This window comes from Mycobacterium sp. NTMscope_Eco_3, assembly GCF_976985685.1.
Genome location: NZ_CDRJYZ010000001.1, coordinates 1,736,295 through 1,761,776, shown reverse-complemented (window position 1 = coordinate 1,761,776; position 25,482 = coordinate 1,736,295). Strand labels below are relative to the sequence as shown.

Genomic DNA, 25,482 nt, shown 5'->3' with positions numbered 1-25,482 from the left:
TCAGGCCGCACCCCCTTCGGGTGCCGCGTTATCCCGCACCGTTCTGAGGATTGCGACGATGTTGTCCACATCGGCATCGCCGAAGACGTCGTCCGGTCCGGTGGGTGCGTGGTCGGTGTAGGGCGATTCGTAGAGCCGGGCGGGTTCGACGATGCCGTTGGCGGTGAGTTCGGTGACGATGAGGTTGATGAACCGGATCTGGTCGCTGTTGAACCGGCTTCCGTCGAGGTACGCGCCGAAGGCTTCCGCGGCGGCTTCACGGTCCAGGCCGACGAGTGAACGAATGAATAGGCCTAGGCCGTGGGATTGTTCTTTGGCCAGATCGATGTCGGCCTGATCACCGATCCCGCTGTCAACGAGCATGTGCTCCAACGCTTTCAGGTCATTGGGAGTCAGCGGCTTGTTGCGCCGAAGCCGGTGCAGGGCGACGTGGTCTTGGTGCTGCTTGAGGTACGCCCTCGCCTTGGCCTGGAAACGCTCCCAGTTGGTGCCCGGCGTGATGCCGGGAAGGTCGACAAGGCTGGATTCGCTGAGCTCGTCGGCGAAGTCGGTGTAGACGACGACCTTCTTGGTCTTCTCTAGGAAGCGCAGCAAGCCACGTATTTTCCGCCGAGCGGCCTCGAGCATGGGCAGGGTGACGTCGACCCACCATTCCTCGCTGCCGACCTCCTCAAGCAGAATCTGTTGCGCGGCAACGGAAGGGATCGCGGTCTGGTTCAGCAGCCCGGTGGCGATGTTCTGGACCTGTTCACGCAGCCGTTCGGCGGCCACGGCGTCACCTTCGAGTTGGGCAAGTTGACGGCGCAGGATGAGCATGTCGAAGCGCTTGGCGTCCTCATCGTCGTCCTTGTGCGCCGACGGCAGCCCGGCGAGCTGTTCGGCGACATCACCGGCGGTTTCCAGTGACAACGCGTTCCATGCCGGCCACTGCGCGTACTCCTCGACCAACCTGCGGTGCGGCCGGACCAGAAAATTGTCGAGGTTCATACCGGCGACGGTCTGGTGCAGCGACCACGCGACGTCTACCCGCAGCCCACGCTCGGTTTCGGTGCCCTGCCCTTCGGCAGGGTCGGGCTGCTGCGGCGGCCAGGCGTGGTCGATGGCGGTGATCAATCCCAGCCGGGTTTCGAAGAGCCGTTGGTTCAACGACTTTTGCAGGGAGCCTTCGGACCCGGGCAGGTCTTGGCTGAAGTATTCGAGATTGCCGCAGAAGTCGAAGACGTAGAAGTTCTGCTTGTGCTGACCGGGGCCGAATAAGTCAGGGCGCAGGCGGGTCCCGCGGCCGATCATCTGCCAGAACTTGGTTTTGGAGCGCACCAGTTTGAAGAAGACCAGGTTGACGACGTCGGGAACGTCGATTCCGGTGTCGAGCATGTCGACCGAGATCGCGATGTGTGGGGCCTTCTCGGTGACGGAGAAGTCGTCGATCAACGATTGCGCGTAGCTCATGCCGTGAGTGATGACGCGGGCGAATTGTCCGCCGTATTGCGGGTACTGAATGTCAAAGCGGCGGGCGATGAACTCGGCGTGGTCTTGATTCTTCGCGAAGATGATTGTCTTGCCGAGCCGGTCGCCTTCGGCGACGCGATGACCTTTACTCATCAGCTCGGCGAGGACTTTGTCAACGGTGTCCTCGTTGAAGAGGAATCGGTTGATTTCCTCCGAACTAACCTCGTCCGGCGGATCGCTGTCGCCCCAGTCGAGGGCATCCCATTCGTCCTTCTCATCTTCGGACAAGTCGGCGTAGCGAATGCCTTGGCGTAAGAACTTAGTGCCGACGGATATTCCAACCGCGGGAACCAGGAAGCCTTCTTTGACGGCATCGTCGAGGCTGTAGGCGTCGGTGGGGACGCCGTCTTCGAGGTGGAATAGCCGGTAGGTATTGTGGTCGACTTCGTCCTTCGGAGTGGCGGTCAGGCCGACCAGCAGGGAGTCGTACCAGTCGAAGATCGCTCGGTATTTCTGGTAGACGGACCGATGGGCCTCGTCAATCACGACGAGGTCGAAGTAGCCGCTCCCGAATTTCCTTATGCCGGAATCGGTGTCGTTGATCAGGTTCATCATCGTCGGATAGGTGCACACGTATACACGACCGTCGGTGATCTTCTCGGTCACCAAATTGACAGTGGTGGCATCTGGAAGGTGCGCTTTGAAAGCGTTTCCGGCCTGGGTGACCAATGCGGTGCGGTCTGCGAGGAACAGCACTCGTTTGACCCAGTTGGCTTCCATCAACTGCTTCACCAGCGCGATGACCGTGCGAGTCTTCCCGGCGCCGGTAGCCATCACCAATAAGACTTCGCGCTGGTTGGCGGTGAACGCGTCGTCGATGGCTCGGATCGCCCGCTGCTGGTAATGTCGCTCCACGATGGCGGAGTCAATCGGCATGTCGGTCAACGCTTTGCGGGTTTGGCGACGCTGCGTCATCAATTCCAGCTCGTCTCGGCTGTAAAAGCCCTGCACCTCGCGTGGCGGATAGCCGGCGGCATCGTCCCAGATCCAATGCTCAAAACCGTTGGTATAGAAGATGACCGGTCGCCGGGAAGTCATCTGTTCTAGACAATCGGCGTACAGCTTGGCTTGCTGCTGACCGATATGCGGACTCTTGGTGGTGCGTTTGGCTTCCACAATTGCCAGCGGCAGGCCGTCGATGCCCCACAGCACATAATCGACGAAACCCTTGCCGTCGACGGTAGGCATTCCGGTGACCGGGTACTCGCGGTCCTTACTGTCAGTCAGGGGCCAGCCGGCCTCTGCGAGCATGACATCGATGAACCGGTCGCGTGTCTCGGCCTCGTTGTAGTCGCGGTCGTCGGTCTGCTGGTTGGCAGCCTGCGCCTCTTTCACCGCCTTCCGCAGGGCGGCGATTTCCGCGTCCTTTTGCACCGCCAGTTCGTCCCTCTCCGCCAGGGCTTTGGCGTGGGCTTCGTCCTGGGCGGCGAACTTCGCCGCGAGTTGGGCGACTTCCTGCCGGGTCAGCGGCGCGGTCTTGGCTGCGACCATGGGGTCGAAGGCCGATTTCATCGGTACCGCTTGGGGTTTCGTCGAATACCGGAAAGCCGCCCACAGCATCACGTGGTGCAACTCGCGCAACGCTTCTAACGCGGCGCGCGGCGGGATCGCCCGAGTGTCATGCACCGCCGTGTTGCCCAACTTGCGGATCAGATTCAGCTTGGTGGCGATCCTGCCGTCGATCTTCGACTTGAATTTCGCGTCATTGATCTTGGCGGCAAGGTCGTCCTTGTACGGAATCGGCAGTGCCAGGACGTCGTACAAGTACTTGACCAAGTGCTCGACTGCGCGGCGGCTGTAAACGCACGAGGCTCGGGGATCGTTGGTGGCGTAGCTCTCTGCCCGGGCGCAATCGGCGTGCATCTCCGGCCAGTTGACCGCATGCAGAAAGGTGAAGTTGGACATATGGCTAGCTCACAGTTGACCCGAGAAGGCGCGGGATTGGAGGGTTTCAAATAGCTCTGCAGCTATCGTCGCTGCACTTGAAGCCTTCTGCATCTGTTTGCGTATAGCCACAACTCGGTCCGAGTACATCTGTTGCGCGGAAGCGCAAGGCACGGGAGCCGAATAACTCAACACCGTCGACTTTCCGATGTTTCTGACGCCTGCAGCACCGCTCGCGTGGTGACGAACGAATGAACGAAAGTCCGACGACCGCAAGACACCAAATATAAATTCGTGTGTCGTCAAATGCTCTGGAGAAATCACAAGGCGCCATACTTTATCGGGCAGGAACAAATCTACACACTCTTGATCTACGACTGCGGTTGCGCCGAGTAGGTCAATGGATCCGCTAGCGCGCCCGAAGAGGATATCGTTCTTATGTATTCGATGGTCTTGGGGTGGTCGGTACGTCTGCGGCAGTGGTTTCGATTCGGCCGGATCAAACACGCCCGATGAAACCGCGCTGACTTTGATCACTCGATTTGTTGGGTGCGAATCTTGGGCGGAACCAATAATATTTTTACCGGACTTGAAGTCCACTCCCAAACCCCGCAAATCCTGTCTCGGGATGTCCGGTCCGTTGACGATGCCTGCAAAAATAGCAGCTATCAGCTCGTCGAAAACAGCCCTCATCGTTTGGTACCGCTCGGTGAGCTTCTGGGCTTGTTCAAGGATCGCCGCAATGCGGTGTTGCTCGTGGACGGGAGGTAAAAATATCTCCAACGCCAGCAGGGATTCACGGCTGACGGTTGCCTGGTTCACCCATTGCCGGCACATTGCCCGGAACTCGCCGCGTTGAAATCTCCACTGCAGCCAGCGCCATAGAAAGCTAGGCACTAGTCTCTCTGGTTTAGGCCTGAGGCGAATGAAGTGGTTGCTAAAGACTGCCGGTTCGTCCAAAGGCGGGACAACAATAGATTTCCCGACATTTTCGGGACTGTTCGTCGCGTTGAACAGCACGTCGTCTTTCTTAACAAGAAAGCGCTCCAGCTGTCGATGCGCGCCGGGCGGAACCCGGCGACGCTTCTGGAGATCGACGTTGCTGCTCTTGGAAACGTTATGCATCCTGAACTGAAAAACTCCGTCAGGGTCCTGCTGACCGCAGGCAAAGCCTGGCTGCGCGTCGGTTAGAACGTCCCCCAACACCACCGTATTCACGACAGCATCGCCTTCAGCTCCGCCAGCCCGACAGCGATCTCGCCCTCCAGCTTCTCGATCTCAGCGATGATCTCCAGCGGCGGCCGGTGCTTGGCCTCACCGCGGACAATTTCCTTGTACCGGTTCAGCGACAGGTCATAAGCTTGCGCCACTATGTCGTCTTTTGACACAGAACGACTGCTCAGTCCGTGACCGCTCGAATTCAGACCCAGTACGTTCTCCCCACCGCGCCAGGACATCTGGTAGGTCGTTGGCCTCAACCGGGGTCCGCTTGTCGTCTAACGAGAAACCGTCGGCGGTGACGTCGTAAAACCAGACTTGGTCGGTCCCGCCCGAGTTGGTCTTGGTGAACAGCAGAATGGCGGTCGACACACCCGCGTAGGGACGGAACACGCCCGAGGGCAGCTTCACCACTCCATCGAGTTTTTGATCCTCCACCAAGATTCGGCGAAGATCCTTGTGCGCCTTAGACGTTCCGAACAACACACTATCGGGCACGATCACTGCCGCACGGCCACCTGGCTTAAGCAGCTTCAGGAATAAAGCCACAAACAGCAGCTCAGTTTTCTTCGTCTTGACCACTCGCTGTAGGTCTTTCGATGTTGTCTCATAATCCAACGATCCCGCAAAAGGCGGATTGGCGAGAATCAGCGTGTACTTTTCGGCGTCCTCGCTGGCTCCCTCCGAGAGCGAATCGCGATACCGGATGTCCGGTGACTCGATGCCGTGCATCAGCATGTTCATGCTGGCGATGCGCAGCATCGTCGAATCGAAGTCATAGCCGTGAAACATGCTGCCATGGAAGTGCTTTCGCTGATCGGCGTCAGTCAGCACCGACGGGTGTTGCTCCCGTACGTACTCCGACGCGGCCACCAGAAAGCCAGCGGTGCCGCACGCCGGGTCGCAGATCTCGTCAGCAGTCTCCGGGGCAGTCATGTCGATCATCAACTTGATGATGTGCCGCGGTGTTCGGAACTGTCCATTCTGACCCGCACTGGCAATCTTGGACAACATGTACTCGTAGAGATCGCCATTAGTGTCGCGGTCAGCCATCGGGATCTCGTCGAGCAGGTCGACCACCCGCGACAGCAGCTGCGCCGTCGGGATGGTGAACCGGGCACCCTCCATGTGCTCGCCGTACGTCGATCCGTCGCCGCCAAGGGTCCGCAGGAACGGGAACACCTTCTGCCCAACCGTCGCGAACATCACGGCCGGCTCCTCGTTCTTTAACCGCGACCACCGCAGGTCTTGCTGGTCGGGGCTAAAGCGCGCTTCCTGCGGTTTCCCGCTAACCCGGGCCTTGCGTTCGGCGAGCGTTTCGAGGTCGTCGAGCCTGCGAATGAACAACAGGTAGGTGATCTGCTCGATCACTTCCAGCGGATTGGAGATGCCGCCGGACCAGAACGCGTCCCAGACCCGGTCGACCTTGCTTCTCAACTCACCGGTGATCACGCCCGCGCTCCTCAACTCGTCGTGCTGAACTGAACAGAACTGTATATAGAAGAGCACCGACAAGTGGACGGATCACCCATTACGAGGCCGCGGCGGCAGAGCCTTCAACCACCCGTCCGAAAGCAACTCCAGCAACTGCCCGTCCGGACCCCTGATCATCGCGGCGCCGGCGGACACTGACGAATCGACTACCGATCCCCCGAGCTCGGCCACCCGGGCCAGCACTCCGGGAAGATCCGACACCGAGAACGAGATGTGCGTCAGCCCGATCTGATCCATCACCCGCTCCGAGCCGGCATTAACCTGCCGCTTCGAGTAGTCCATCAGCTCGAGCACAAACCCATCCCGCACCAGATAGGTCGCGTGCACGCCAAGCGGCTCTGGCAGCCCAACCAGCTGGGACGTCGCACCATCGGGCGGGTCAAGCTCCCACCAGAACTGAAACCCCAGCAGACCCTCGTAGAAGCGCCGCGACCGCCCGCGGTCCGACACGCACAACCCAACGTGATTGAAAACCGTTCGATGACTACTCAACCCAACCTCCGCAGCAAGTCAGACCCCTGACGAACGCAATCGCTACCGCGCTATAACCAAGCTTCTCCACGCCAGTCAATAGCGCAATAATGCAAAGATAAACCAATACGCGCCCGTCACCGCCAACTAAGCAGACCGCTTCCGTGGGAGAGCTTTTCGATGGTCACACGCCCGAAGGCCCGGCCCGACGCCACCGTCGACTTCGACCATCATTCCGACGCGTTCAACCTCAACGAGCTGGCCGTCAATGCCGAACTGCGACAACGATGTCCGGTCGCCTGGAATGAGAACTACAACGGCTTCTGGTACCTCAGCAGCTACGCCGCCGTCAGCCACACCGCCCGCGACGACGACACCTTCGCCCACAAATATGACCCCCACGCGCCCGACGGCGTCGACTACCAGGGCGAGATGGGCGTCCCGCGCCCCGACGGCCAACCCGCCCTGGGCATCGGCGAGGTCGACGGCCCCTACCACCAAGCCCTCCGCCACGCACTGGCCCCGTTCTTCTCCCCCGGCGCCGTCGACAAACTCAAGCCGTTCATGGAGCAATCCGCGCATTGGTTCCTCGACCAACAAATCACAACAGGACAGATAGACCTGGTGCTCGACTACGCCAGCCCGGTCCCGGCCATCCTGACCATGAAGCTAATGGGCCTGCCCTACGACAATTGGCACTTGTACGCCAACCTCTTTCACTCCGTCATGGCCGTCCCGCAGGACAGCGACGAGTACGCCGACGCGATCGCCAAAGTGCCCGCCATGATGCAAGACGTCATCGAATTCGCCACGGCCAGACGCAGCAACCCCGAAGACGACCTGACCAGCTTCCTGCTGCAATTCGAATTCGACGGCCATCGCCTCACCGACGAACAGCTGCTCAACATCCTGTGGAACCTCATCGGCGGCGGCGTCGACACCACCACCTCCCAGACCGCACTGACGCTAAGACACCTGGGCACCCACCCCGATCTCAGACAGCAACTCATCGACCACCCCGACCTCTACCGCACCGCCACCGACGAATTCCTGCGCTACTTCTCCGTCAACCAAACCCTCAGCCGCACAGTCACTCACGACATCGTCCTCGGCGGCCAATGCCTGCGAAAGAACGACCGCGTCGTCCTCAGCTGGCTCTCGGCCAACCACGACGAAACCGAGTTCGACCGGCCCGACGAGATCATCCTCGACCGCGCGCCCAACCGCCACGTCGCGTTCGGGCTGGGACCGCACCGCTGCATCGGATCGCACCTCGCCCGGCTGATGTCGGCGGTGATGGTCAAGGCCGTCCTCGACCGCATCCCCGACTATCAGGTCGACGTCGAAAACGTCCACCAATACCTGGGCAACCCGAGCATGACCGGGCTGGGCAAGCTCCCGGTCACCTTCACCCCGGGAGCCAGCCGGGAAACAGAACGGCCGTGGTGATCGCTCAAAGCGCTTGAGCGACAACACCATCCACCAGTTCCTCGGGAGCCTGGGTGATACCCACCGCGCGCAGGTGGCCGCCGATGGCCAGTGACGCGATGCCGTGCACCAGCGACCAGAGCGGCGCGGCCACCTCGCGGGGATCCTGAGCCGCGACGATCCCGGCCTCCTGGCACCGGGTGATCGCCTCGAGCAGGTCCCCGAACGCCTGCGCGCCGGCCACCGCAAGGCCCTGCTCGGCCTTCAGCGACGCCCCAAACATCACCTGATAGTGATCGGGATGGGCGATGGCCCACCGCACGTAGGCCCGCCCGAGCTCCGTCACCCGTTCCTTCGGATCCGACACGCGATCGGCCGCCGCGGCCAACTCGGCGTGCAGGTCACGGAATCCCTGTTCGGCGACCGAGGCCAACAGCTCGGCCTTGTCGGCGAAGTGCCGGTACGGCGCCGCGGCGCTGACCCCGGCGCGGCGCGCCGCCTCCGTGAGGGTGAACCCTTTCGGCCCCTTCTCGGCCACCAGCGACAGCGCCGCGCTGGTGAGCGCGCGCTTGAGATCACCGTGGTGATAGCTCTCCCGCCGGCGCACGGTCGACCGCTTCACAGCCATGTTGACGACATTAACATTAAGGTCTATGTTAATGACATTCACATCGGCGACCAAGGAGACGACATGACGAATCTGCTTGAGACCACATCCACGCTCGCCGGCACTCGCGACCGGGAGCGCACGGCCGACCTGCTCGGCCAGGCCCTCGCCCAGGGCTACCTGCAGATCGACGAGTACGACCGACGGCTCCAAGCCGCTTTCCAGACGCAGACCGACCAGGAACTCCGCGAACTCCTCGCCGACCTGCCGGTCGATCGCATCCGGCGCCACGATCCCCGCCGGCGCGCCGCCCGCGTCGCCGCGGCCCGTCGCGGCGTGCGCGCCCACCTCGCCGCGTACCTGGCCATGGTCGTCGTCGTGCTCACCGTCTGGGCGGCCGTCGCCCTGACGACCGACGCCACCTATTTCTGGCCGATCTGGCCCATCCTGGGTGCGGGAATCGGTCTCGCCAGCCACGCCGTGTCGATACCGCGGCTCAAGCAGAGCCGTTGGCAACCAATGCTTTCGGCCGTGCTTGCACCGGGATCGTGTGCAAACCGCTATCACATCCGCTAGCCCACGAAAGACATGTGGCTCCCGCCGCGTTGGCATGGCCGGGTAAGCCGAAGACGTTGCCTTCCCAGTGATTACGACGCCGTCGCGTACTGCAGCACGGGTTCCGACGAATCGACGTGCCCGTAGCTGATGATCCGCAGCCGGTGCGGGCGAACCTCGTAGACCACGCCGTCGACCGGGTTGGTGACGTCGAATCCGTCCTCGACGGGCTTGGCATTGGAAAGCTCGATGTGGGCGCCATCGCGAATCCGCTCGCCGCGGTAATAGTAAGTCCCGCTGAGGTTTTGACACACCACGGCCAGTGACTGGGCGGTGCGCACCACGGCGGCCGGCGGGTTGCCCGGGTCGCAGCGGGCCGTCTCGCCGACAAACCCCAGCCCGTCGGCGCCCTTCACCGGACGCGACAGCGTCGGCGTCAACGGTGGCGGCGGGGTCGACGGGGCGGGAGGCGCCGCCGAGTGCACTGTCGGAGGCGGCGCGGCCGAAGTGTTGTGATGAGTCCCGACAACGGATTTCACCGACAGCACCAACCCGGCGATCAGCAGCACCGTCGCGACCGCGGTCACCACGAGCGGTGCGCGGCCCTCAATCAGCCGACGCGCCGGCCGCGACGCCGCGGGAGGCGACTCCGGGCCGTCGCCGGCGTCAACGAAATCCGGCGACACCATCGGCAGCGGGCGCGTCCGCGGCGGCCCGCTCACGCCCGCCGCAACCGAAACCGGCTCGTACGCCGCGAACACTGCCTCGCTGGCGGCGCGGGCAAGTTCGCCCGCGGATGCGTACCGGGCCGTGCGCTGTTTGGCCATGCCCCGCGTGATGATGTCGTCGTAGTCCCGGCCGACACCACGGCGCATGATGCTGGGCCGCGGCGCCGGCGACAGCAGGTGTGCGCTCTTGAGCTCCCCCGCGTCGGCGCCCTCGAACGGCGGCTGGCCGGTGAGGCACTCGTAGAGTACACACGCCAGGGAGTAGACGTCGGTCTGCGCCCCGACGCGTCCGGTGGTGAACCGCTCGGGCGCCATGTACGTGCGCGAAAGGGACTCGTCGCCTGCGGCTTCGGCGATGCTGAAGTCGGCCAGGTAGGTGAAGTGGTCGTGGGTGAGCAGGATGTTTTCGGGTTTGACGTCGAGATGCACCAACCCGGCCGCGTGCGCGGCGTCCAGCGCGCGCGCCACCTGCGCGGTGATCGACGCCGCGCGCGAGGGCTCCAGCGCGCCCTGCTCGCGCAGCAGGTCCTTGAGGCTGCCCCCGTCGTCGACCAGGTGCATGTCGATGAACGGCACCCCGTCGATCTCGCCGAAATCGTGTAGCGGCAGGACATGCGGCTCCTGCAGCCGCGTCACCTTCCGGCATTCGCGCCAAAGACGTTGCTGGAAGCCAGGGTCCGCGGCCGTCTCGCCACGTAACAGCTTGAGCGCGACCATCCGGTCCTTAACCGTGTCGTAGGCCCGATAGACCTCGCCCATTCCCCCGGCACCGATCTGCGATCGCAGCTCATACGGCCCGAACCGGGTACCGAGCCGCGAACCGCGGGACGAGGAAACCACTGCGCAATCCTTCCGCAACGTTGAAGACAGTCCAGCCCGCGTGTTCCCGAATCGGGCATCGACATAACGTGCGCAGGCTCACGCGTGTCGCAACCGCACGGCAGCGTCGGCCGCAACTACGGTGCGCCGGCGTCCCCCACCCTCCCGATACAGTGAGTGCCTGTCCGACGGGAGAAGGTGGGCCTTCGATGACCGACATGACAGCGCGGTTCGCGACGATCGTCGGCGCGCACCACATACTAACGGGCGACGCCATCTCCGACGACTACGCGCACGACGAGGTGCTGACCAACCCCCCGCAACGGCCCGCGTACCTGGCCAAGCCCGCGACCGCCGACGCGGTGGCGCAATTGCTCAGGGCCGCCTCGGACAACCAGGTTCCGGTGACGGCCCGCGGCTCGGGAACCGGCCTGTCGGGCGGGGCGATCCCCCGCGCCGACGGGCTGCTGATCTCGTTCGAGCGCATGAACGCCGTGCTGGAGGTCGACGTCACCAACCAGGTCGCCGTCGTCCAGCCCGGCGTGACGCTCACCGAATTGGACGCCGCGACCGCGGGCACCGGGCTGCGGTACATGGTCCACCCCGGCGAGCTGTCGTCCAGCGTGGGCGGCAACGTCGGCACCAACGCCGGCGGCATGCGCGCGGTCAAGTACGGCATCGCCCGCCACAACGTGCTCGGGCTGCAGGCCGCGCTGCCCACCGGCGAGCTCATCCGCACCGGCGGCAAGATCGCCAAGGTCTCCACCGGCTACGACCTGACCCAGCTCATCGTCGGCTCCGAAGGCACCCTGGCGCTGGCCACCGAGGTGGTCGTCAAGCTGCATCCGCGGCTCGACCACAGCGCCACCGTGCTGGCCCCGTTCGCCGACTTCGACCAGGTCATGCAGGCGGTGCCGAAGATCCTCGCCAGCGGCATGGCTCCCTACATCCTGGAATACATCGACAACGTGACGATGGCCGCGCTCGTCCATACCCAGAACCTGGAGCTCGGCGTTCCCGACGACGTCCGCGACAGCTGCCAGGCCTATCTCGTTGTGGCGCTTGAGAACCGGACCGCCGACCGGTTGGACGAGGATGTCGAGACGACGGGTGAGCTGCTCGCCGAGTTGGGCGCCGTCGACGCCTATGTGCTCGACGGCGGTGCGGCGCGCAAGCTCATCGAGGCGCGCGAGAAGGCGTTCTGGACGCTCAAGGCGCTCAACGCCGACGACCTCATCGACACCGTCGTGCCGCGGGGCGCGATGCCGAAGTTCCTGTCCGCCGCGCGCGATTTGGCGACGGCGGCCGGCGGCGCCGCAGCCGGATGCGGGCACGCCGGCGACGGCAACGTGCACCTGGCCATCTTCTGCCCGGACCCCGCGACACGGAAGAAGCTGTTGACCGATATCTTCGCGCTGGCAATGGAATTGGGTGGGGCGATCTCCGGCGAGCACGGCCTCGGGCGCGCCAAGGCCCCGTACTTCGTCGAACTCGAGGACCCCGTCAAGGTGGACCTGATGCGCCGCATCAAGGCCAGCTTCGACCCAGCCGGGATCCTCAACCCCGATGTGGTGTTCGCGTCGGGTGACGCGTAATCCCGTCAAATGCCCTAGCGGACAAGCACGTTGTCGAGCGCCCGCAGGGCCGCCGCGGCGCGCCCGATGCCGTACTCGGCGCAGAAGCGAATCACGTCACGGACGTCCTCGGCGCTGAGACCGGCGTCGAGCGCGAGTTCGACGTGGCGGCGCAGCGACTCGTCGAGATCCCGCTGGCCGACATCGGAGGTCAGCGCCATGATGGCGCGCTCGCGCCTGCTCAACAGATCCTCCGACCACGCCCGCGATAGCTGCCAGTCGACGAATTTGGCGGTCCATTCGTCGGCGATGTCGGGGCGCCCCGCGGCGTCGTTCACCGCGCCGGTCTCCGGCTGTTCGCCGAGATCGCTTGTGTCCAATCCGATCTCGGCCGCGATCTCGGTGAGACGGGCCAGCGCGTCCGCCGCCGCGGGATAACCCGAGTACGGGGCGACGAACCGGATCGCGGCCAACAATTCGGCGTAGGTAACACCGTGCATCGTCGCCGCCGTGACGTGCATCCGGAAGGCCAGGCCCAGATGGGCGCGGCAGATGTCGAGCGTCACGGTCTGCAGCAGCTTTTCGCGGACGCTCGTTCCCGGCAGCCCGAACGTGAACGCGGCCACCTCCAGTCCGAGCTTCTCGAATTGCGGATCCAGTTCCCCCAGCGGGCTGCTCGGTAGGTCCATCGTCAACGCGCCGTTGCCAATTGGTTCACGATGTCGAGGCGGAGGAACTCCGGTGCCTTGATCACCTTGCGCAGCATGAACCGGATGAACGCCGGCATGTCGGTCGCGTCCTCGTCGCGGAACACGACCGGGGCGCCGAGCTGATACCGCCGGCGCCGGGTCTGCAGTTCGCAGCCCCCCGCGGCGAGAACGTTGCGCACCCAATCGGTTTCGGGGCCGTACGTCAGCGCGATCACAAATCCGTTGTGGCGGCGGAAGACCCACAGCGGGGTGCGGAAGGTGCGCCCCGATTTACGTCCGCGATGGACGACCACTCCCCATCCCGGCGCCCACGGGGCGATGAACTTTGTGAACCGATTGAGGCCGACCTTGTTGGCCCGGGCGACCCATCGCGGTGCTGGCATCTTCCTTAACTCCTCACTTGGGGAATTTATGAGTCCACGCTAACTCCCGGGCATCCGGAAGTCAACGACTGTAGAATTTCTGGATTGTGCCCCCCATTGGACGACGCCCGGGCAACCCCGATACCCGGAACGACATCGTGGCGACCGCGCGACGGCTGTTCGCCAATTCGGGATACGACAAGACCTCGGTCCGCGACATCGCCGCCGGCGCCGGAGTCGACCCGGCGCTGATCCGGCACTATTTCGGCAGCAAGGCCGAGCTGTTCCGGTCCACGATGGGGTGGCCGTTCGACCCGGCCGAGATCAGCGCGCACATCGCCGACGACGACCGCGACGAAATCGGCGCGCGCCTGACGCGGGTGTTCTTCACAGCGTGGGAGCAGCCGGACTCCCGCGCTTCCCTACTGGCGATCCTGCGGGGCGCCGCCACCCACGACGAGTCGGCCGCCCTGGTGCGTCAGTTCATTCAGGGCCAGCTGTACCCGCAGATGGCCAAGCTGCTGGCGGGGTCGGACACCGAACTGCGTGTCGATATGGCCATGGGCCAACTCCTGGGCATCGCCTACCTGCGCCATGTCCTGCAGGTCGAGCCGATCGCGTCGGCTCCGGTGGACGAACTCGTTGCGCGGGTCACCCCGATCGTCACCGCCCATCTCACGCCGCCGGGTTAGCGGGCGGTAATCCGGTGCCGCCGCGGGCCGGACGACCATACGAAGTGCCCACCTCGCCAAAGGCAGCCGATTAGCTCGGCCCGGTGACCATCGGCATCAGGTAGTTGCGCACATACGTGCGGGTGTCGTCGATGGTGGCCAGGTTGATGCCGGTGTGCGGGGTGACGATGAATGACAGCGTCAGCCGGGTGTGCAGTTCGGCGACGGTGCGCAGGTGGCGCTCCTGAGCGGCCGTGGTTTTCGAGGTGCCGTAGAGCGCGGCGCGCAGCAGCCCCATGGCGTGCTCGGTGGCGAAGTCGAGGATGGCGCCCGCGTCGATGGTCAGGCTGGGCAGAATCGTTTCGGGCTCCGTGCGGAGCAGCTTCTTGAGCAAGGCGTGTTCGCGCATGAACGTCACCGAGAACACCGTGCTGTAGACCATGCGGTCTTCGAGCGTCGCGCCCCGCGCCCAGGCCTGCGCGTCGCCCTCGAGGAAGCGGCGCGCCTCGGCCAGCACGACGGCATCGACGAGCGCCGCCTTGGTCGGGAACCGCCGATACAGGGTGGCGCGCCCGACGCCGCTGCGCCGCGCGACGTCTTCCATGGTGGTCCGGCGCATCCCCACCAGCTCGGCCTGTTCGGCGGTGGCGGCCAGGATGCGGGCGGTGATCTCGTCGGGGTTGTCGACCTGCGCCAGCACGACGGGATCGGGTTCGGTGAGTCGCCGCACGAATTCCGCCGTTCGCGTCGAGGTCACGAATCCTCCTTGCCCGCTCGTCGCGGTCGTCGTATCGTAGCGATCAGGACATGCGAGACATTTATGGTCTCATTGTATCGCAGGGGCGAGCGGGGTTGAGGTTCCGGGAGGGATCCGTATGCGTGTCGGACTCAGGGCCCGGTGGGCGGCCATGCACGGCGTGCCGCGGGCGTACTTCGCCGTTCAGGCCCGCCGCGGCGATCCCCTGGCGCTGCTGCTGCGCAGCGGAACGGCCGGCGATGACCGCTATGCGCTGATGGAGCAGATCCGGGCGCGCGGACGCGTGGTGCGCTCCCCGTACGTGTGGGCCAGTGTCGACCACGCCGTGTGTCGACAAATCCTGCGGGACAAGCGCTTTGGTGTCACCTCGCCGACCGAGATGGAATTGCCCCGCCCGCTGAAGGCGCTCATCGCCAAAACCGACCCCGGGGTGGCCAACCCGGTCGAACCGCCCGCCATGGTGATCGTGAATCCGCCCGATCACAACCGCTACCGCCAACTGGTGGCACAAAGCTTCACCCCGCGGGCGATCGACTCGCTGGACACCCGGGTCGCCGAAGTGACGATGGAGTTGATCGAGCGCATCGCCGCGACACCGCAGCCCGATTTGATCGCCGACTTCGCGACGCAACTGCCGGTGGCGATCATCGCCGAAATCCTTGGCCTGCCGCCTGATTCGTATCCGCGCATGCTGGGGTGGGGCCGCAGCGGTTCCCCGCTGCTGGATATCGGGATCGACTGGAAGACCTACCGCAATGCCATCGAGGGGCTGCGCGGCGCCGACGACTACCTGCTCGAGCACTTCCACAGGCTGCGCGCCGCCCAGCAGAGCGACAATCCGTTCGGCCGCATGGCCGCCGACGGCTCGCTGACCGACCGCGAACTCACCGCCAACGCCGCGCTGATCGTCGGCGCGGGCTTCGAGACGACGGTCAACCTGATCGGCAACGGCATTGTCCTGTTACTGCAGCACCCCGAGCAATTGGCGCTGCTGCACGACAATCCGGACCTGTGGCCGTCCGCGGTCGAGGAGATCCTGCGGCTCGCCAGCCCGGTTCAGATGACCGCGCGCACCCCGAACTGCGACGTCGAAATCGCCGGCGCCCACATCGCGGACGGCGACATGGTCGGATTGTTCCTCGGCGGCGCCAACCGCGACCCGAAGGTGTTCACCGATCCAACGACTTTCGATATCACCCGGGCCAACGCACGCGACCACCTCGCGTTCGCATCCGGCATCCACGCCTGTCTCGGGGCCGCCCTGGCCCGCATCGAGGGGGCGACCGCGCTGCGCGCACTGTTCGAGAGTTTCCCCGAGCTGCGCCTGACCGGTCCCCCACAACCGCGAGGGCTGATCAACTTGCACGGATACACCCGGCTGCCGGCCCACCTCGGCGGTCGCAGAACGACTTCCGCTCACCTGCCGGTGTAAACCTCAGCTACGCAACGACTCTCGACCCAGCGCCGGCGTCACGGAGGCGTCCACGTCGGTTTCTTCGTGGTCGGCGAGCCAGCGTTCGGCGTCGATGGCGGCCGCACAGCCGCTGCCGGCGGCGGTGACGGCCTGGCGGTAGGTGCGATCCACCAGATCCCCGGCGGCGAACACCCCCTCAAGCGAGGTACTGGTGGTACGCCCACGCACCAACACATACCCGTCCGCGTCGGTCTCGAGCACCTCGCGCACCAACTCCGAGCGCGGGTCATGACCGATCGCCACGAACACCCCGCTCACCGCCAGCGTCGACTCCTCACCGGTCACCGTGTCACGCAGCCGCAACCCGGTGACCGTCTCGGCACCCTGCACCGCCTCGACCGCCTTATTGGTCACAAACGTGATCTTGTCGTTAGCCCGCGCACGCTCCAACATGATCCGCGACGCCCGAAACTCCTCGCGCCGATGCACCAACGTCACACTGCGGGCAAAACGGGTCAAAAACGTGGCCTCCTCCATCGCCGAATCCCCACCACCGATCACCGCGATGTCTTGATCTTTGAAAAAGAACCCATCACAAGTCGCACACGACGACACCCCACGCCCCAACAACTCCTGCTCACCAGGCACCCCCAGATAGCGGGCCGCGGCGCCCATCGCCAAAATCACCGCCCGCGCGCGCACCGTCTCGCCCTCGCTGGTGGTCACCGACTTCACCGCACCCCGCAACGACACCGACTCGACGTCTTCCATCCGCAGATCGGCCCCAAACCGCAGCGCCTGCTCCCGCATCTGATCCATCAACTCCGGACCCGTGATCCCGTCACGAAAACCCGGATAATTCTCCACCTCGGTCGTCGTCATCAACGCCCCACCAAACGACGTCCCCTCAAACACCACCGGCGCCAACTGCGCCCGCGCCGTATACAACGCCGCGGTATACCCCGCAGGACCCGAACCAACAATGATCACGTCGTGGACGTCGGAGGAGCTCATAAGCGGCCACACTACTGCGAGTCCGACCGGTGCCGCGGCCAATCCCTCTGGCCGCCAAAGGCAAAGACGTGAAGCAGCGCACACAACCAGCGGTTGTGTCCCCACAACAATCGCACCTCTACTGACGTCGCCGTAGCTCGTGCACTATGGAAATCGCGACCCGTGGGTCCAATGACGAACCTGCGGGTGCCACAGACCCAACATCATCGCGATGCCCGGTAGCCACGAAGGCCCTGCCCGCCTCTGGCCGCCCGCCGCCAATCTGAGCCGCCGCGAGGAAGTTCGCGAAGGAGATACACCGCATGACCACCGCACGTCCCGTCAAGACCCGCAATGAGGGTCAGTGGGCGCTGGGGGATCGCGAACCCCTCAACGACACCGAGAAGATCAAGAACGACGATGGGCCGCTGAACGTCCGCGACCGCATCATCAACGTCTACTCCAAGCAGGGTTTCGACAGCATCGACAAGTCCGACCTGCGCGGACGCTTCCGCTGGATGGGCCTCTACACCCAGCGCGAGCAGGGCTACGACGGCAGCTGGACCGGCGACGAGAACACCGACAAGATCGAAGCCAAGTACTTCATGATGCGGGTCCGCTCCGACGGCAAGGCGATGACCGCGCACACGATGCGCACACTGGGCCAGATCTCGACCGAATTCGCCCGGGACACCGCCGACATCAGCGACCGGGAAAACCTGCAGTTGCACTGGGTCCGCATCGAGGACGTCCCCGAGATCTGGCGCCGCCTCGACTCCGTCGGGCTGCAGACCACCGAGGCGTGCGGCGACTGCCCGCGCGGCATTCACGGTTCGCCGCTGGCCGGCGACTCGCTCGACGAGGTGCTCGACCCATCATCCGCGATCGACGAGATCGTCCGCCGCTCGCTGAACAACCCCGAGTACGCCAACCTGCCGCGCAAGTACAAGACCGCGGTCTCCGGTTTGCAGGACGTCTCCCACGAGACGCACGACATCGCGTTCGTCGGCGTCCACCACCCCGAGCACGGCCCCGGCCTGGACCTGTGGGTGGGCGGCGGCCTGTCGACCAACCCGATGCTGGCCCAGCGGCTCGGCGTCTGGGTTCCGCTGGCCGAGGTGCCCGACGTCTGGGAGGCCGTCACCCAGCTGTTCCGCGACTACGGCTACCGGCGGCTGCGCGCCAAGGCCCGGCTGAAGTTCCTGGTCAAGGACTGGGGCGTCGAAAAATTCCGTGACGTCCTGGAAACCGAATACCTCAACCGCAGGCTGATCGACGGCCCGGCCCCCACGCCGGTCAAGCACACCATCGACCACGTCGGCGTGCAGCGAATCAAGAACGGCCGCAACGCTATTGGCGTCGCACCGATCGCGGGGCGCGTGTCGGGCAGCACCCTGTCGGCCGTGGCCGACCTGATGGAAAAGGCCGGCTCCGACCGGGCGCGGTGGACCCCATTCCAAAAGCTGGTCATCCTCGACGTGGCCGACGACAAGGTCGACGAGCTGGTCGCGGGCCTGGACGCGCTGGGCCTGCCGTCGCGGCCGTCGTCGTGGCGCAAAAACACCATGGCGTGCACCGGAATTGAGTACTGCAAGCTGTCGTTCGCCGAAACCCGGGTTCGCACCCAGACTTTGGTGCCCGAGCTGGAACAGCGCCTGGCCGATGTCGAGTCCCGGCTGGACGCGCCGATCAGCGTGCATCTCAACGGCTGCCCGAACTCGTGCGCCCGAATCCAGGTCGCCGACATCGGGTTCAAGGGCCAGTGGATCGACGACGGCGACGGCAATTCGGTCGAGGGCTTCCAGGTGCATCTGGGCGGCGGCCTGGGCGAGCAGAGCGGCTTCGGCCGAAAACTGCGCCAGCACAAGGTCACCAGCGACGAGCTGGGCGACTACATCGACCGGGTGACCCGCAAATACCTCGAAAAGCGCGACGCCGGTGAGGCTTTCGCGTCCTGGGCGCTGCGCGCCGAGGAGGACGACCTGCGGTGAGCACCCTCGTCCTCACCGCGCACGGCAGCCGCGACCCCCGGTCGGGCGCCAACGCCGAAGCCGTGGCCGACCGGCTGCGGAGGATGCGGCCGGACCTCGACGTGCGGCTGGCGTTCCTCGAGCTCAACGCCCCGAACTTCGTGGACGTGCTGGCCGGGTTGCCGGACAGCCGCCGCGCCGTCGTCGCGCCGTTGCTGCTGGCCAGCGCCTACCACGCGCGCCTCGACATCCCCGAGCAGATCGCCCGCGCCGGCGCCCACGGGATACGGCAGGCCGACGTGCTCGGCGAGGACGACCGCCTGGTCACCGTCCTGCGCGAGCGCCTGACCGAGGTCGGGGTTTCGCCCCTCGACGACGACCTCGGGGTGATGGTGGTCGCGATCGGTTCGTCGAACCTGGCCGCCAACGCGCGCACCGCGAAGGTGGCGTCCCGACTGGCCGCCGGCACCCGATGGGCCAGCGCCACAACGGCATTCGCCACCCGGCCCGAGGCGTCGGTGGCCCGGGCCGCCGACCAGTTGCGCCGCCGCGGCGCGCGCCGGCTGGTGATCGCGCCGTGGTTCTTGGCGCCGGGATTCATCACCGACGGCGTGTCAACCTTCGCCCGCGACAACGGCATTCGAATGGCCGCCCCGCTGGGCGCGCACCGGCTGGTGGCCGAGACCGTGCTCGACCGCTACGACGAGGCGCTGGCCGCCGACGCCGCGGCCTGAGCGCTCCCGGCCCCTCCCCTTCCCGCCGAGCGTGCTATGCCGTTGCGCGGCTGATGATGTGACTCAACAGGTCGCGGATCGCCCCGGGCGGCGGGGTACGCCCGCCGACCCAGATGGCCCGAAACTTGCGGCGCAGATCCAGCTTGGGGATGTGGACCGCGTGCAGCCGGCCGACCGCCAGGTCGTCGGCCACCGCCAGCCGGCTCATGGCCGCCGGGCCCGCGCCGGCCAGGACGGCGGCGCGCATCGCCGCCGACGACGTCAACTCCAGCACGGGTGCGGCTTGCTGCGTGTCCTCGCCGAGCACCTGGCGCAGCGCCGCCGCCAGCGAATCGCGGATGCCGGAATGGAGTTCGCGAGACACCAAGGGCGTCTGCGCGAGCTCACGCGCGGTCACGATCCGCGACCGTCGGGCCCACTTGTGGTCCGGCGGGACGACGATCACCAGCTCGTCCTCCCCCACCACGCAGCTACCCAAACCCTTTGGCGTGCCCGGGTTTTCGACGAACCCGAGATCGGCGGTCCCGTCGCGCACCGAGGCGATGGCGTGGTCACTGTTGGTGGCGGTCAGAATGACCTGCGGCGCGGTTTCGCCGCGCCGCGCCGCATCGGCCTGCAGGGACAGCAGCCAGTGCGGCATGAGCTGTTCGGAGATCGTTTGGCTGGCCGACACCCTGATGCGTTCGCGGCCCTCCTTGCGCAGCGAACCCAGGCCGGCGTCGATCTCGTGGGCGACGTCGAGCAGGCGGGTCGCCCAGTCCGCGACGATCAGGCCCGCGGGCGTCAATTGCGACCCGCGCGTGGTCCGGACGGCCAAGGTGACGCCGATCTGGGCCTCCATGGTGGCCAGGCGCCGCGATATCGCCTGCTGGGTCAGTCCCAGCTCGCGCGCGGCGCGGCCGAGGCTACCGGTCTCGGCGATCGCCAAAAACGCCTCGAACGAGGACAGTTCGGGCAGCCGAGGGCTGAGTGGCATGGCGCGGCGCTCACAATCAAATCGTGTGACCACAACTATAGCTTGTGACACCACAACGCCAAACCTCTACTCACGCCCCGCGCGGACCGGAAGCATGGGGACATTGCCGCCTCGAAAGGGCCGGTGAGCCGCGCGGATGCCGCCGCGCTAAATTAGCCAGCCTGACCGAGTTGCTGCGGCCCGCAGCCGGCCGACCCCGCTAGCCAGACGGAAGGACAACATTCGTGGCCTACGTGATCGCCGAACCCTGCGTCGACATCAAAGACAAGGCATGCATCGAGGAATGCCCGGTCGACTGCATCTACGAGGGCGCCCGGATGCTCTACATCCACCCCGACGAGTGCGTGGACTGCGGCGCCTGCGAGCCGGTGTGCCCGGTCGAGTCCATCTTCTACGAAGACGACCTGCCCGACGAGCACAGCGGATACCTGCAGATCAACGCCGACTTCTTCACCGAGCTCGGCTCGCCCGGCGGAGCCGCGAAGGTCGGCCTGACCGAGAACGACCCCGCCCCGGTGAAGGACCTGGAGAGCAGGGCAGAGGCGTCGTAGCCGCGCGCTAATCCCATCCGGACAGGCCGAAGGTGTCGCTGGGTCGCCGCCCGGCCAGTTTCTGGACCACCCACTGGTTCATCGACACTCCCTGTTCAGCGGCTTCCACGGCCAGGCGGCCGTGCAGCTCCGGGGACGTTCGGACGACAATCGTGCCGCTGTAGTTGCGGTCCGCCATCGGGATCGGCGGCGTTTCGCCGCACGCCAGCATGGCCTGAACGTGCCGGTCGACGGCCTCCTCGATCTCAACCATCGCCTCCGGCGCCGTCCGCCCCTCGCGCCGCATGAACGGCAACTCAAGACACGAGGCGTCGTATCGGTCGTAATGCCGTGACCAGGCAACGCGGTAGGTGTAGTGGTTCACGCCGGGTTTAGTAGCACGGGCGCTAGCGTTTTCGCGAGTCACTCATCCCCACCCGGAGAGCGCGCGGGAAGACACGAGGCCCCAAAGCCACGCTCCCCGGAGCCCGGCCGCCTCTCCAGACCAATGTGACCGTCCCGGATCCGCTAGCACCGGCGCTAGCGGATCCGACACGAACCCACACGTTTCGTAAGGTGAGGCAATGCGGACAGCTCGAATCACCCACCTCACCCGGCAAATAGGGTCGCTGGCGGTCACCGCGGTGACGGCGGCGTCCACCCTCAACGCCTACCGCCCCCTGGCGCGCGGCGGCTACCCATCGCTGTACTCCTGGATGGTCGGGCTCGTCGTCACCGAGTTGCCGCTGCAGACGTTGGTGAGCCAGCTCGGCGGGCTGGCCCTGACGGCACGCCGCCTGACGCGGCCCGTGCGGATAACGGCCTGGTTGGTCGCCGGGCTCTCGGCGCTCGGCTTGCTGAACCTGAGCCGCGCGGGCCATCGCGCCAACGTGCCGCTGACCGAGGCGTTGGACAGCGGGCTGGGAGCCGACCGGCTCACCGAATCGGCCAGCCTGTGGCGCCGGCCGAGCGGCAGCGGCACCGCCAAGACGCCGGGACTGCTACGGATGCTGCGGATCTACCGCGACTACGCCCACGACTCCAACATCAGCTACGGCGAATTCGGCGGCGCCAACCACCTCGACATCTGGCGGCGCCCTGATCTCGACCCGGCCGGCAAGGCCCCGGTGCTCTTCCAGATCCCCGGCGGCGCCTGGACGACGGGAAACAAACGCGGGCAAGCGCATCCGTTGATGAGCCACCTCGCCGAACTGGGCTGGATCTGTGTGGCGATCAACTACCGGCACAGCCCGCGCAACACCTGGCCCGACCACATCGTCGACGTCAAGCGCGCCCTCGCCTGGGTCAAACAACACATCGCCGAATACGGCGGCGACCCCGACTTCATCGTCATCACCGGCGGCTCGGCCGGCGGCCACCTCTCGTCGCTGGCCGCGCTCACCCCCAACGACCCGCAATTCCAGCCGGGCTTCGAGGACGTCGACACCCGCGTGCAGGCGGCCGTGCCGTTCTACGGCATCTACGACTTCACCCGATTCGACAAGACGCTGCACCCGATGATGCCGGGGCTGCTGATCAAGTCGATCATCAAGCAAAAGCCCTCGACGCACCTGCAGACGTTCGAAGCGGCGTCGCCGGTCAACCACGTCAACGCCGACGCTCCCCCGTTCTTCGTCCTGCACGGCCGCAACGACTCACTGGCCTACGTCGAACAGGCGCGCACGTTCGTCGAAAAGCTGCGCCGAGCCAGCGCGCAGCCGGTGCTCTACGCCGAATTGCCTTTCACGCAACACGCTTTCGACATTTTCGGCTCGGTCCGCGCCGCGCACACCGCGGTGGCCGTCGAGCAATTCCTCGCCGAAATCTACGCGCGCCAACGCCAGGTCGCCGTCGCGTAACCGCTACCGCCGCAAGGACTTACCGCACGGTCACGGTGAGGGTGTACACGCACCCCGGTTTGGCGTCCTTGTCCACAAAGCTGTTGTACGTCGCGACGATGGTGGTGGTCCCGGGCCGCATGGCCGCGAACGTCCACGTCTCGGTGCCCGGCGCCCCCAAGGCGTCAGAGGCCGGCGGCACGAACTCGTGACTGAGCTGCCTGACGATCGCCGAATCGCCGATCTTGGTGTCGGGCGTCCACCGGTAGGGCGTGGTGTAGTTCGAACCCAACTCCACGACCAACGTGTTGCCGACGTCCAGGGTGATGCTCTGGCTGATCTCGCTCTGCGTCAGCACTTCGGTCATGGGGACCTGGAGGGTTTTGGTCGACGGCGGATTCCGGGACGCGAAGTGGCAGCCCACCACCGACGACAACATGAGCACGGCGACTGTTGCCAGCAGCCTCACCTTCACCAGATCCCCCTTCAATTCCGCTCCGGAGCCTAATAGGTCTGATCCAGTCCGAAGATAGGCGCCGACACCATCGCGCGTGACCCCGACGGGTCGACATTGGGTCGCGCGGCCCGCGCAGCCGCCCACCGTCTCATCCGGCAGGATGGGCTGGTGTTTGGCCTCGAACTGATCGTCGCCCTGGTGTCCACCGTCATCGTGGGGACGGTCATCGGTCGGCGCTATCGCGTGGGTCCCCCGGTGCTGCTCATCCTGATGGGCGTGTTGCTGGGTCTGGTCCCCCATTTCGGTCACGTGCGAGTCAACGGCGAGATCGTGTTGCTGCTGTTTCTCCCCGCGATCCTGTACTGGGAGGGCCTGAACACCAGCTTCCGCGAGATCCGGGCGAACGCGCGCATCATCGTGTTCCTCAGCGTCGCCCTGGTGATCGCCACCGCGGTCGCGGTGTCGTGGACGGCCCGGGCGTTGGGCATGAATCCGCACGCGGCGGGCGTGCTGGGCGCGGTGTTGTCGCCCACCGACGCGGCGGCGGTGGCCGGTCTCGCGAAGAAGCTGCCACGGCGGTCGCTGACCGTGCTGAAGGCCGAGAGTCTCATCAACGACGGCACCGCCCTGGTCTTGTTCGCCGTCAGCGTCCACGTCGCGATCGGCGGGGCCGCGATCAGCCCGCCCGAGGTGACCGCCCGGTTCATCGGCTCCTACCTCGGCGGCATCGCCGCCGGCCTGCTGGTCGGCGGCGCGGTCACCCTGCTGCGCAAGCGAATCGACGCACCCCAGGAGGAGGGGGCGTTGAGCCTGGTGACGCCCTTCGCGGCGTTCTTGCTCGCCCAATCGATGGAGTGCAGCGGGGTGGTCGCGGTGATGGTGTCGGCGCTGGTGCTGGCCTACGCCGGACCCGTGGTGATCCGCGCGCGCTCGCGGCTGCAGTCCTCGGCCTTCTGGGACATCGCGACCTTCCTGCTCAACGGCTCGCTATGGGTCTTCGTCGGTGTCCAGATCCCGGGCGCGCTGCGCGGCATCGCCGGCGTCGACGGCGGCATTCGCCACGCCCTGTTCGTCGCGCTGGTGGTCACCGCCGTCGTGATCGTGTCCCGCATCTTCTGGGGCGAGATCACCACGCTGCTGATCCGGCTCATCGACCGACGCCAAGCGCAACGCGAACGTCGGGTCAACTGGCGCCAGCGGTTCGTCACCGTCTGGGCGGGATTCCGTGGGGCCGTATCGCTGGCCGCCGCGGTCGCCGTGCCGATGACCACGCTCAACGGCACGCCGTTCCCGGACCGCAGCCTGCTGATCTTCATCGTGACCGTCGTCATTTTGGTGACCGTGCTGGTCCAGGGCAGCACCCTGCCGGCCGTGGTCCGATGGGCGAAAATGCCCGAGGACGCCACCCACGCCGAGGAACTGCAACTCGCGCGTTGTCGGGGGTCCCAGGCCGCCCTCGCCGCGTTGCCGACGGTCGCCGACGAGGTCGGCATCAGCGACGACCTGCGCCGGCGGCTGCAAATCGAGTACGAGGAGAAGGCCGCGCTGGTGCTGGCCACCGAGGACGGCTCGCCAGACCACCGCATCCTCAAGGGCCGCGAGAAGGTCCGACAGGTGCGTTTGGGTGTGCTCGAACACAAGCGCCGCGAAATCACCGCGCTGCGCAACCAGAACCTGATCGACGACATCGTGCTGCGCGAGCTGCAGAACGAGATGGACCTCGAGGAAGTGCAACTCCTCGCCGCCGCGGCCGACGAGGACGAGGACGAATAGGGGCCCGTCG

General features: G+C 65.7%; 22 protein-coding genes and 1 pseudogene. 10 read left to right on the top strand and 13 right to left on the bottom strand.

The features are described 5' to 3' along the window. The 4 genes and pseudogenes from AC0KTM_RS08125 to AC0KTM_RS08110 form a co-directional block, all read right to left on the bottom strand. Positions 1-3,414, bottom strand: a complete 3,414-nt coding sequence (locus AC0KTM_RS08125; protein ID WP_472415395.1) for a DEAD/DEAH box helicase family protein — start codon at positions 3,412-3,414, stop codon at positions 1-3. Between the two features lie 9 nt (positions 3,415-3,423). Beyond that, the gene (locus AC0KTM_RS08120; RefSeq protein WP_472415394.1) at positions 3,424-4,611 is read right to left on the bottom strand and encodes a restriction endonuclease subunit S; all 1,188 of its coding nucleotides are present in this window, start codon (positions 4,609-4,611) and stop codon (positions 3,424-3,426) included. Then, positions 4,608-6,063, bottom strand: a pseudogene (locus tag AC0KTM_RS08115) (type I restriction-modification system subunit M). The gene AC0KTM_RS08120 and the pseudogene AC0KTM_RS08115 overlap by 4 nt, the downstream one beginning before the upstream one ends. A gap of 72 nt (positions 6,064-6,135) precedes the next feature. After that, positions 6,136-6,597 carry a VOC family protein gene (locus AC0KTM_RS08110; RefSeq protein WP_472415393.1) on the bottom strand — a complete coding sequence of 154 codons (462 nt, stop codon included), beginning with the start codon at positions 6,595-6,597 and terminating at the stop codon, positions 6,136-6,138. A gap of 159 nt (positions 6,598-6,756) precedes the next feature. Between AC0KTM_RS08110 and AC0KTM_RS08105 the strand changes: the two genes are divergently transcribed. Then, the gene (locus AC0KTM_RS08105) at positions 6,757-8,025 is read left to right on the top strand and encodes a cytochrome P450 (RefSeq protein WP_472415392.1); all 1,269 of its coding nucleotides are present in this window, start codon (positions 6,757-6,759) and stop codon (positions 8,023-8,025) included. Positions 8,026-8,029: 4 nt separating this feature from the next. Here the strand turns inward: AC0KTM_RS08105 and AC0KTM_RS08100 are convergent, their stop codons facing one another. Beyond that, positions 8,030-8,626 (bottom strand): TetR/AcrR family transcriptional regulator, encoded by a 597-nt coding sequence (locus tag AC0KTM_RS08100; protein ID WP_472417413.1) that lies wholly within the window; start codon positions 8,624-8,626, stop codon positions 8,030-8,032. Between the two features lie 69 nt (positions 8,627-8,695). Here AC0KTM_RS08100 and AC0KTM_RS08095 point away from each other — a divergent pair, with 69 nt between their 5' ends. Beyond that, complete coding sequence (locus AC0KTM_RS08095) at positions 8,696-9,187, top strand: DUF1707 domain-containing protein (protein ID WP_472415391.1); 492 nt, start codon at positions 8,696-8,698, stop codon at positions 9,185-9,187. 71 nt (positions 9,188-9,258) lie between these two features. On the opposite strand, the gene AC0KTM_RS08090 is transcribed toward AC0KTM_RS08095, so the two are convergent. Continuing rightward, a complete protein-coding gene (locus AC0KTM_RS08090; RefSeq protein WP_472415390.1) occupies positions 9,259-10,734 on the bottom strand; it encodes a serine/threonine-protein kinase in 1,476 nt (491 codons plus the stop codon). Positions 10,735-10,922: 188 nt separating this feature from the next. Here AC0KTM_RS08090 and AC0KTM_RS08085 point away from each other — a divergent pair, with 188 nt between their 5' ends. Continuing rightward, positions 10,923-12,308 carry an FAD-binding oxidoreductase gene (locus AC0KTM_RS08085; protein ID WP_472415389.1) on the top strand — a complete coding sequence of 462 codons (1,386 nt, stop codon included), beginning with the start codon at positions 10,923-10,925 and terminating at the stop codon, positions 12,306-12,308. A 14-nt stretch (positions 12,309-12,322) separates the two neighbouring features. Here the strand turns inward: AC0KTM_RS08085 and AC0KTM_RS08080 are convergent, their stop codons facing one another. Both AC0KTM_RS08080 and AC0KTM_RS08075 read right to left on the bottom strand, forming a co-directional pair. Continuing rightward, positions 12,323-12,976, bottom strand: coding sequence for a carboxymuconolactone decarboxylase family protein (locus AC0KTM_RS08080; protein WP_472415388.1), 654 nt, complete (start codon positions 12,974-12,976; stop codon positions 12,323-12,325). Positions 12,977-12,978: 2 nt separating this feature from the next. Then, a complete protein-coding gene (locus tag AC0KTM_RS08075) occupies positions 12,979-13,380 on the bottom strand; it encodes a nitroreductase family deazaflavin-dependent oxidoreductase (protein ID WP_472415387.1) in 402 nt (133 codons plus the stop codon). Between the two features lie 86 nt (positions 13,381-13,466). Between AC0KTM_RS08075 and AC0KTM_RS08070 the strand changes: the two genes are divergently transcribed. Beyond that, positions 13,467-14,051: a TetR/AcrR family transcriptional regulator gene (locus AC0KTM_RS08070; RefSeq protein WP_472415386.1), complete on the top strand. Its 585-nt coding sequence runs from the start codon at positions 13,467-13,469 to the stop codon at positions 14,049-14,051. 70 nt (positions 14,052-14,121) lie between these two features. Here AC0KTM_RS08070 and AC0KTM_RS08065 read toward each other — a convergent pair whose 3' ends face one another. After that, positions 14,122-14,787 carry a TetR/AcrR family transcriptional regulator gene (locus AC0KTM_RS08065; RefSeq protein WP_225330196.1) on the bottom strand — a complete coding sequence of 222 codons (666 nt, stop codon included), beginning with the start codon at positions 14,785-14,787 and terminating at the stop codon, positions 14,122-14,124. Positions 14,788-14,905: 118 nt separating this feature from the next. Between AC0KTM_RS08065 and AC0KTM_RS08060 the strand changes: the two genes are divergently transcribed. After that, the gene (locus tag AC0KTM_RS08060; protein ID WP_472415385.1) at positions 14,906-16,219 is read left to right on the top strand and encodes a cytochrome P450; all 1,314 of its coding nucleotides are present in this window, start codon (positions 14,906-14,908) and stop codon (positions 16,217-16,219) included. Between the two features lie 3 nt (positions 16,220-16,222). Here AC0KTM_RS08060 and trxB read toward each other — a convergent pair whose 3' ends face one another. Next, a complete protein-coding gene (gene trxB, locus AC0KTM_RS08055; RefSeq protein WP_472415384.1) occupies positions 16,223-17,215 on the bottom strand; it encodes a thioredoxin-disulfide reductase in 993 nt (330 codons plus the stop codon). A gap of 302 nt (positions 17,216-17,517) precedes the next feature. Between trxB and AC0KTM_RS08050 the strand changes: the two genes are divergently transcribed. Further along, positions 17,518-19,185, top strand: coding sequence for a nitrite/sulfite reductase (locus tag AC0KTM_RS08050; RefSeq protein WP_472415383.1), 1,668 nt, complete (start codon positions 17,518-17,520; stop codon positions 19,183-19,185). Continuing rightward, entirely contained in the window at positions 19,182-19,898 is a 717-nt protein-coding gene (locus AC0KTM_RS08045; protein ID WP_472415382.1) for a sirohydrochlorin chelatase, read from the top strand. The genes AC0KTM_RS08050 and AC0KTM_RS08045 overlap by 4 nt, the downstream gene beginning before the upstream one ends. 34 nt (positions 19,899-19,932) lie before the next feature. Here AC0KTM_RS08045 and AC0KTM_RS08040 read toward each other — a convergent pair whose 3' ends face one another. Continuing rightward, positions 19,933-20,874 (bottom strand): LysR family transcriptional regulator, encoded by a 942-nt coding sequence (locus tag AC0KTM_RS08040; RefSeq protein ID WP_225329546.1) that lies wholly within the window; start codon positions 20,872-20,874, stop codon positions 19,933-19,935. A gap of 224 nt (positions 20,875-21,098) precedes the next feature. On the opposite strand from AC0KTM_RS08040, the gene fdxA reads away from it, so the two are divergent. Beyond that, the gene (gene fdxA, locus AC0KTM_RS08035; RefSeq protein ID WP_472415381.1) at positions 21,099-21,425 is read left to right on the top strand and encodes a ferredoxin; all 327 of its coding nucleotides are present in this window, start codon (positions 21,099-21,101) and stop codon (positions 21,423-21,425) included. 7 nt (positions 21,426-21,432) lie between these two features. Here the strand turns inward: fdxA and AC0KTM_RS08030 are convergent, their stop codons facing one another. After that, positions 21,433-21,789, bottom strand: a complete 357-nt coding sequence (locus tag AC0KTM_RS08030; protein WP_238957805.1) for a type II toxin-antitoxin system HicB family antitoxin — start codon at positions 21,787-21,789, stop codon at positions 21,433-21,435. A gap of 199 nt (positions 21,790-21,988) precedes the next feature. Between AC0KTM_RS08030 and AC0KTM_RS08025 the strand changes: the two genes are divergently transcribed. After that, positions 21,989-23,263, top strand: coding sequence for an alpha/beta hydrolase fold domain-containing protein (locus AC0KTM_RS08025; protein WP_472415380.1), 1,275 nt, complete (start codon positions 21,989-21,991; stop codon positions 23,261-23,263). Positions 23,264-23,282: 19 nt separating this feature from the next. Here the strand turns inward: AC0KTM_RS08025 and AC0KTM_RS08020 are convergent, their stop codons facing one another. Next, entirely contained in the window at positions 23,283-23,717 is a 435-nt protein-coding gene (locus tag AC0KTM_RS08020) for a protease inhibitor I42 family protein (RefSeq protein ID WP_225329543.1), read from the bottom strand. A 150-nt stretch (positions 23,718-23,867) separates the two neighbouring features. On the opposite strand from AC0KTM_RS08020, the gene AC0KTM_RS08015 reads away from it, so the two are divergent. Further along, positions 23,868-25,472 (top strand): Na+/H+ antiporter, encoded by a 1,605-nt coding sequence (locus AC0KTM_RS08015; RefSeq protein WP_472415379.1) that lies wholly within the window; start codon positions 23,868-23,870, stop codon positions 25,470-25,472. Positions 25,473-25,482: the final 10 nt, after the last annotated feature.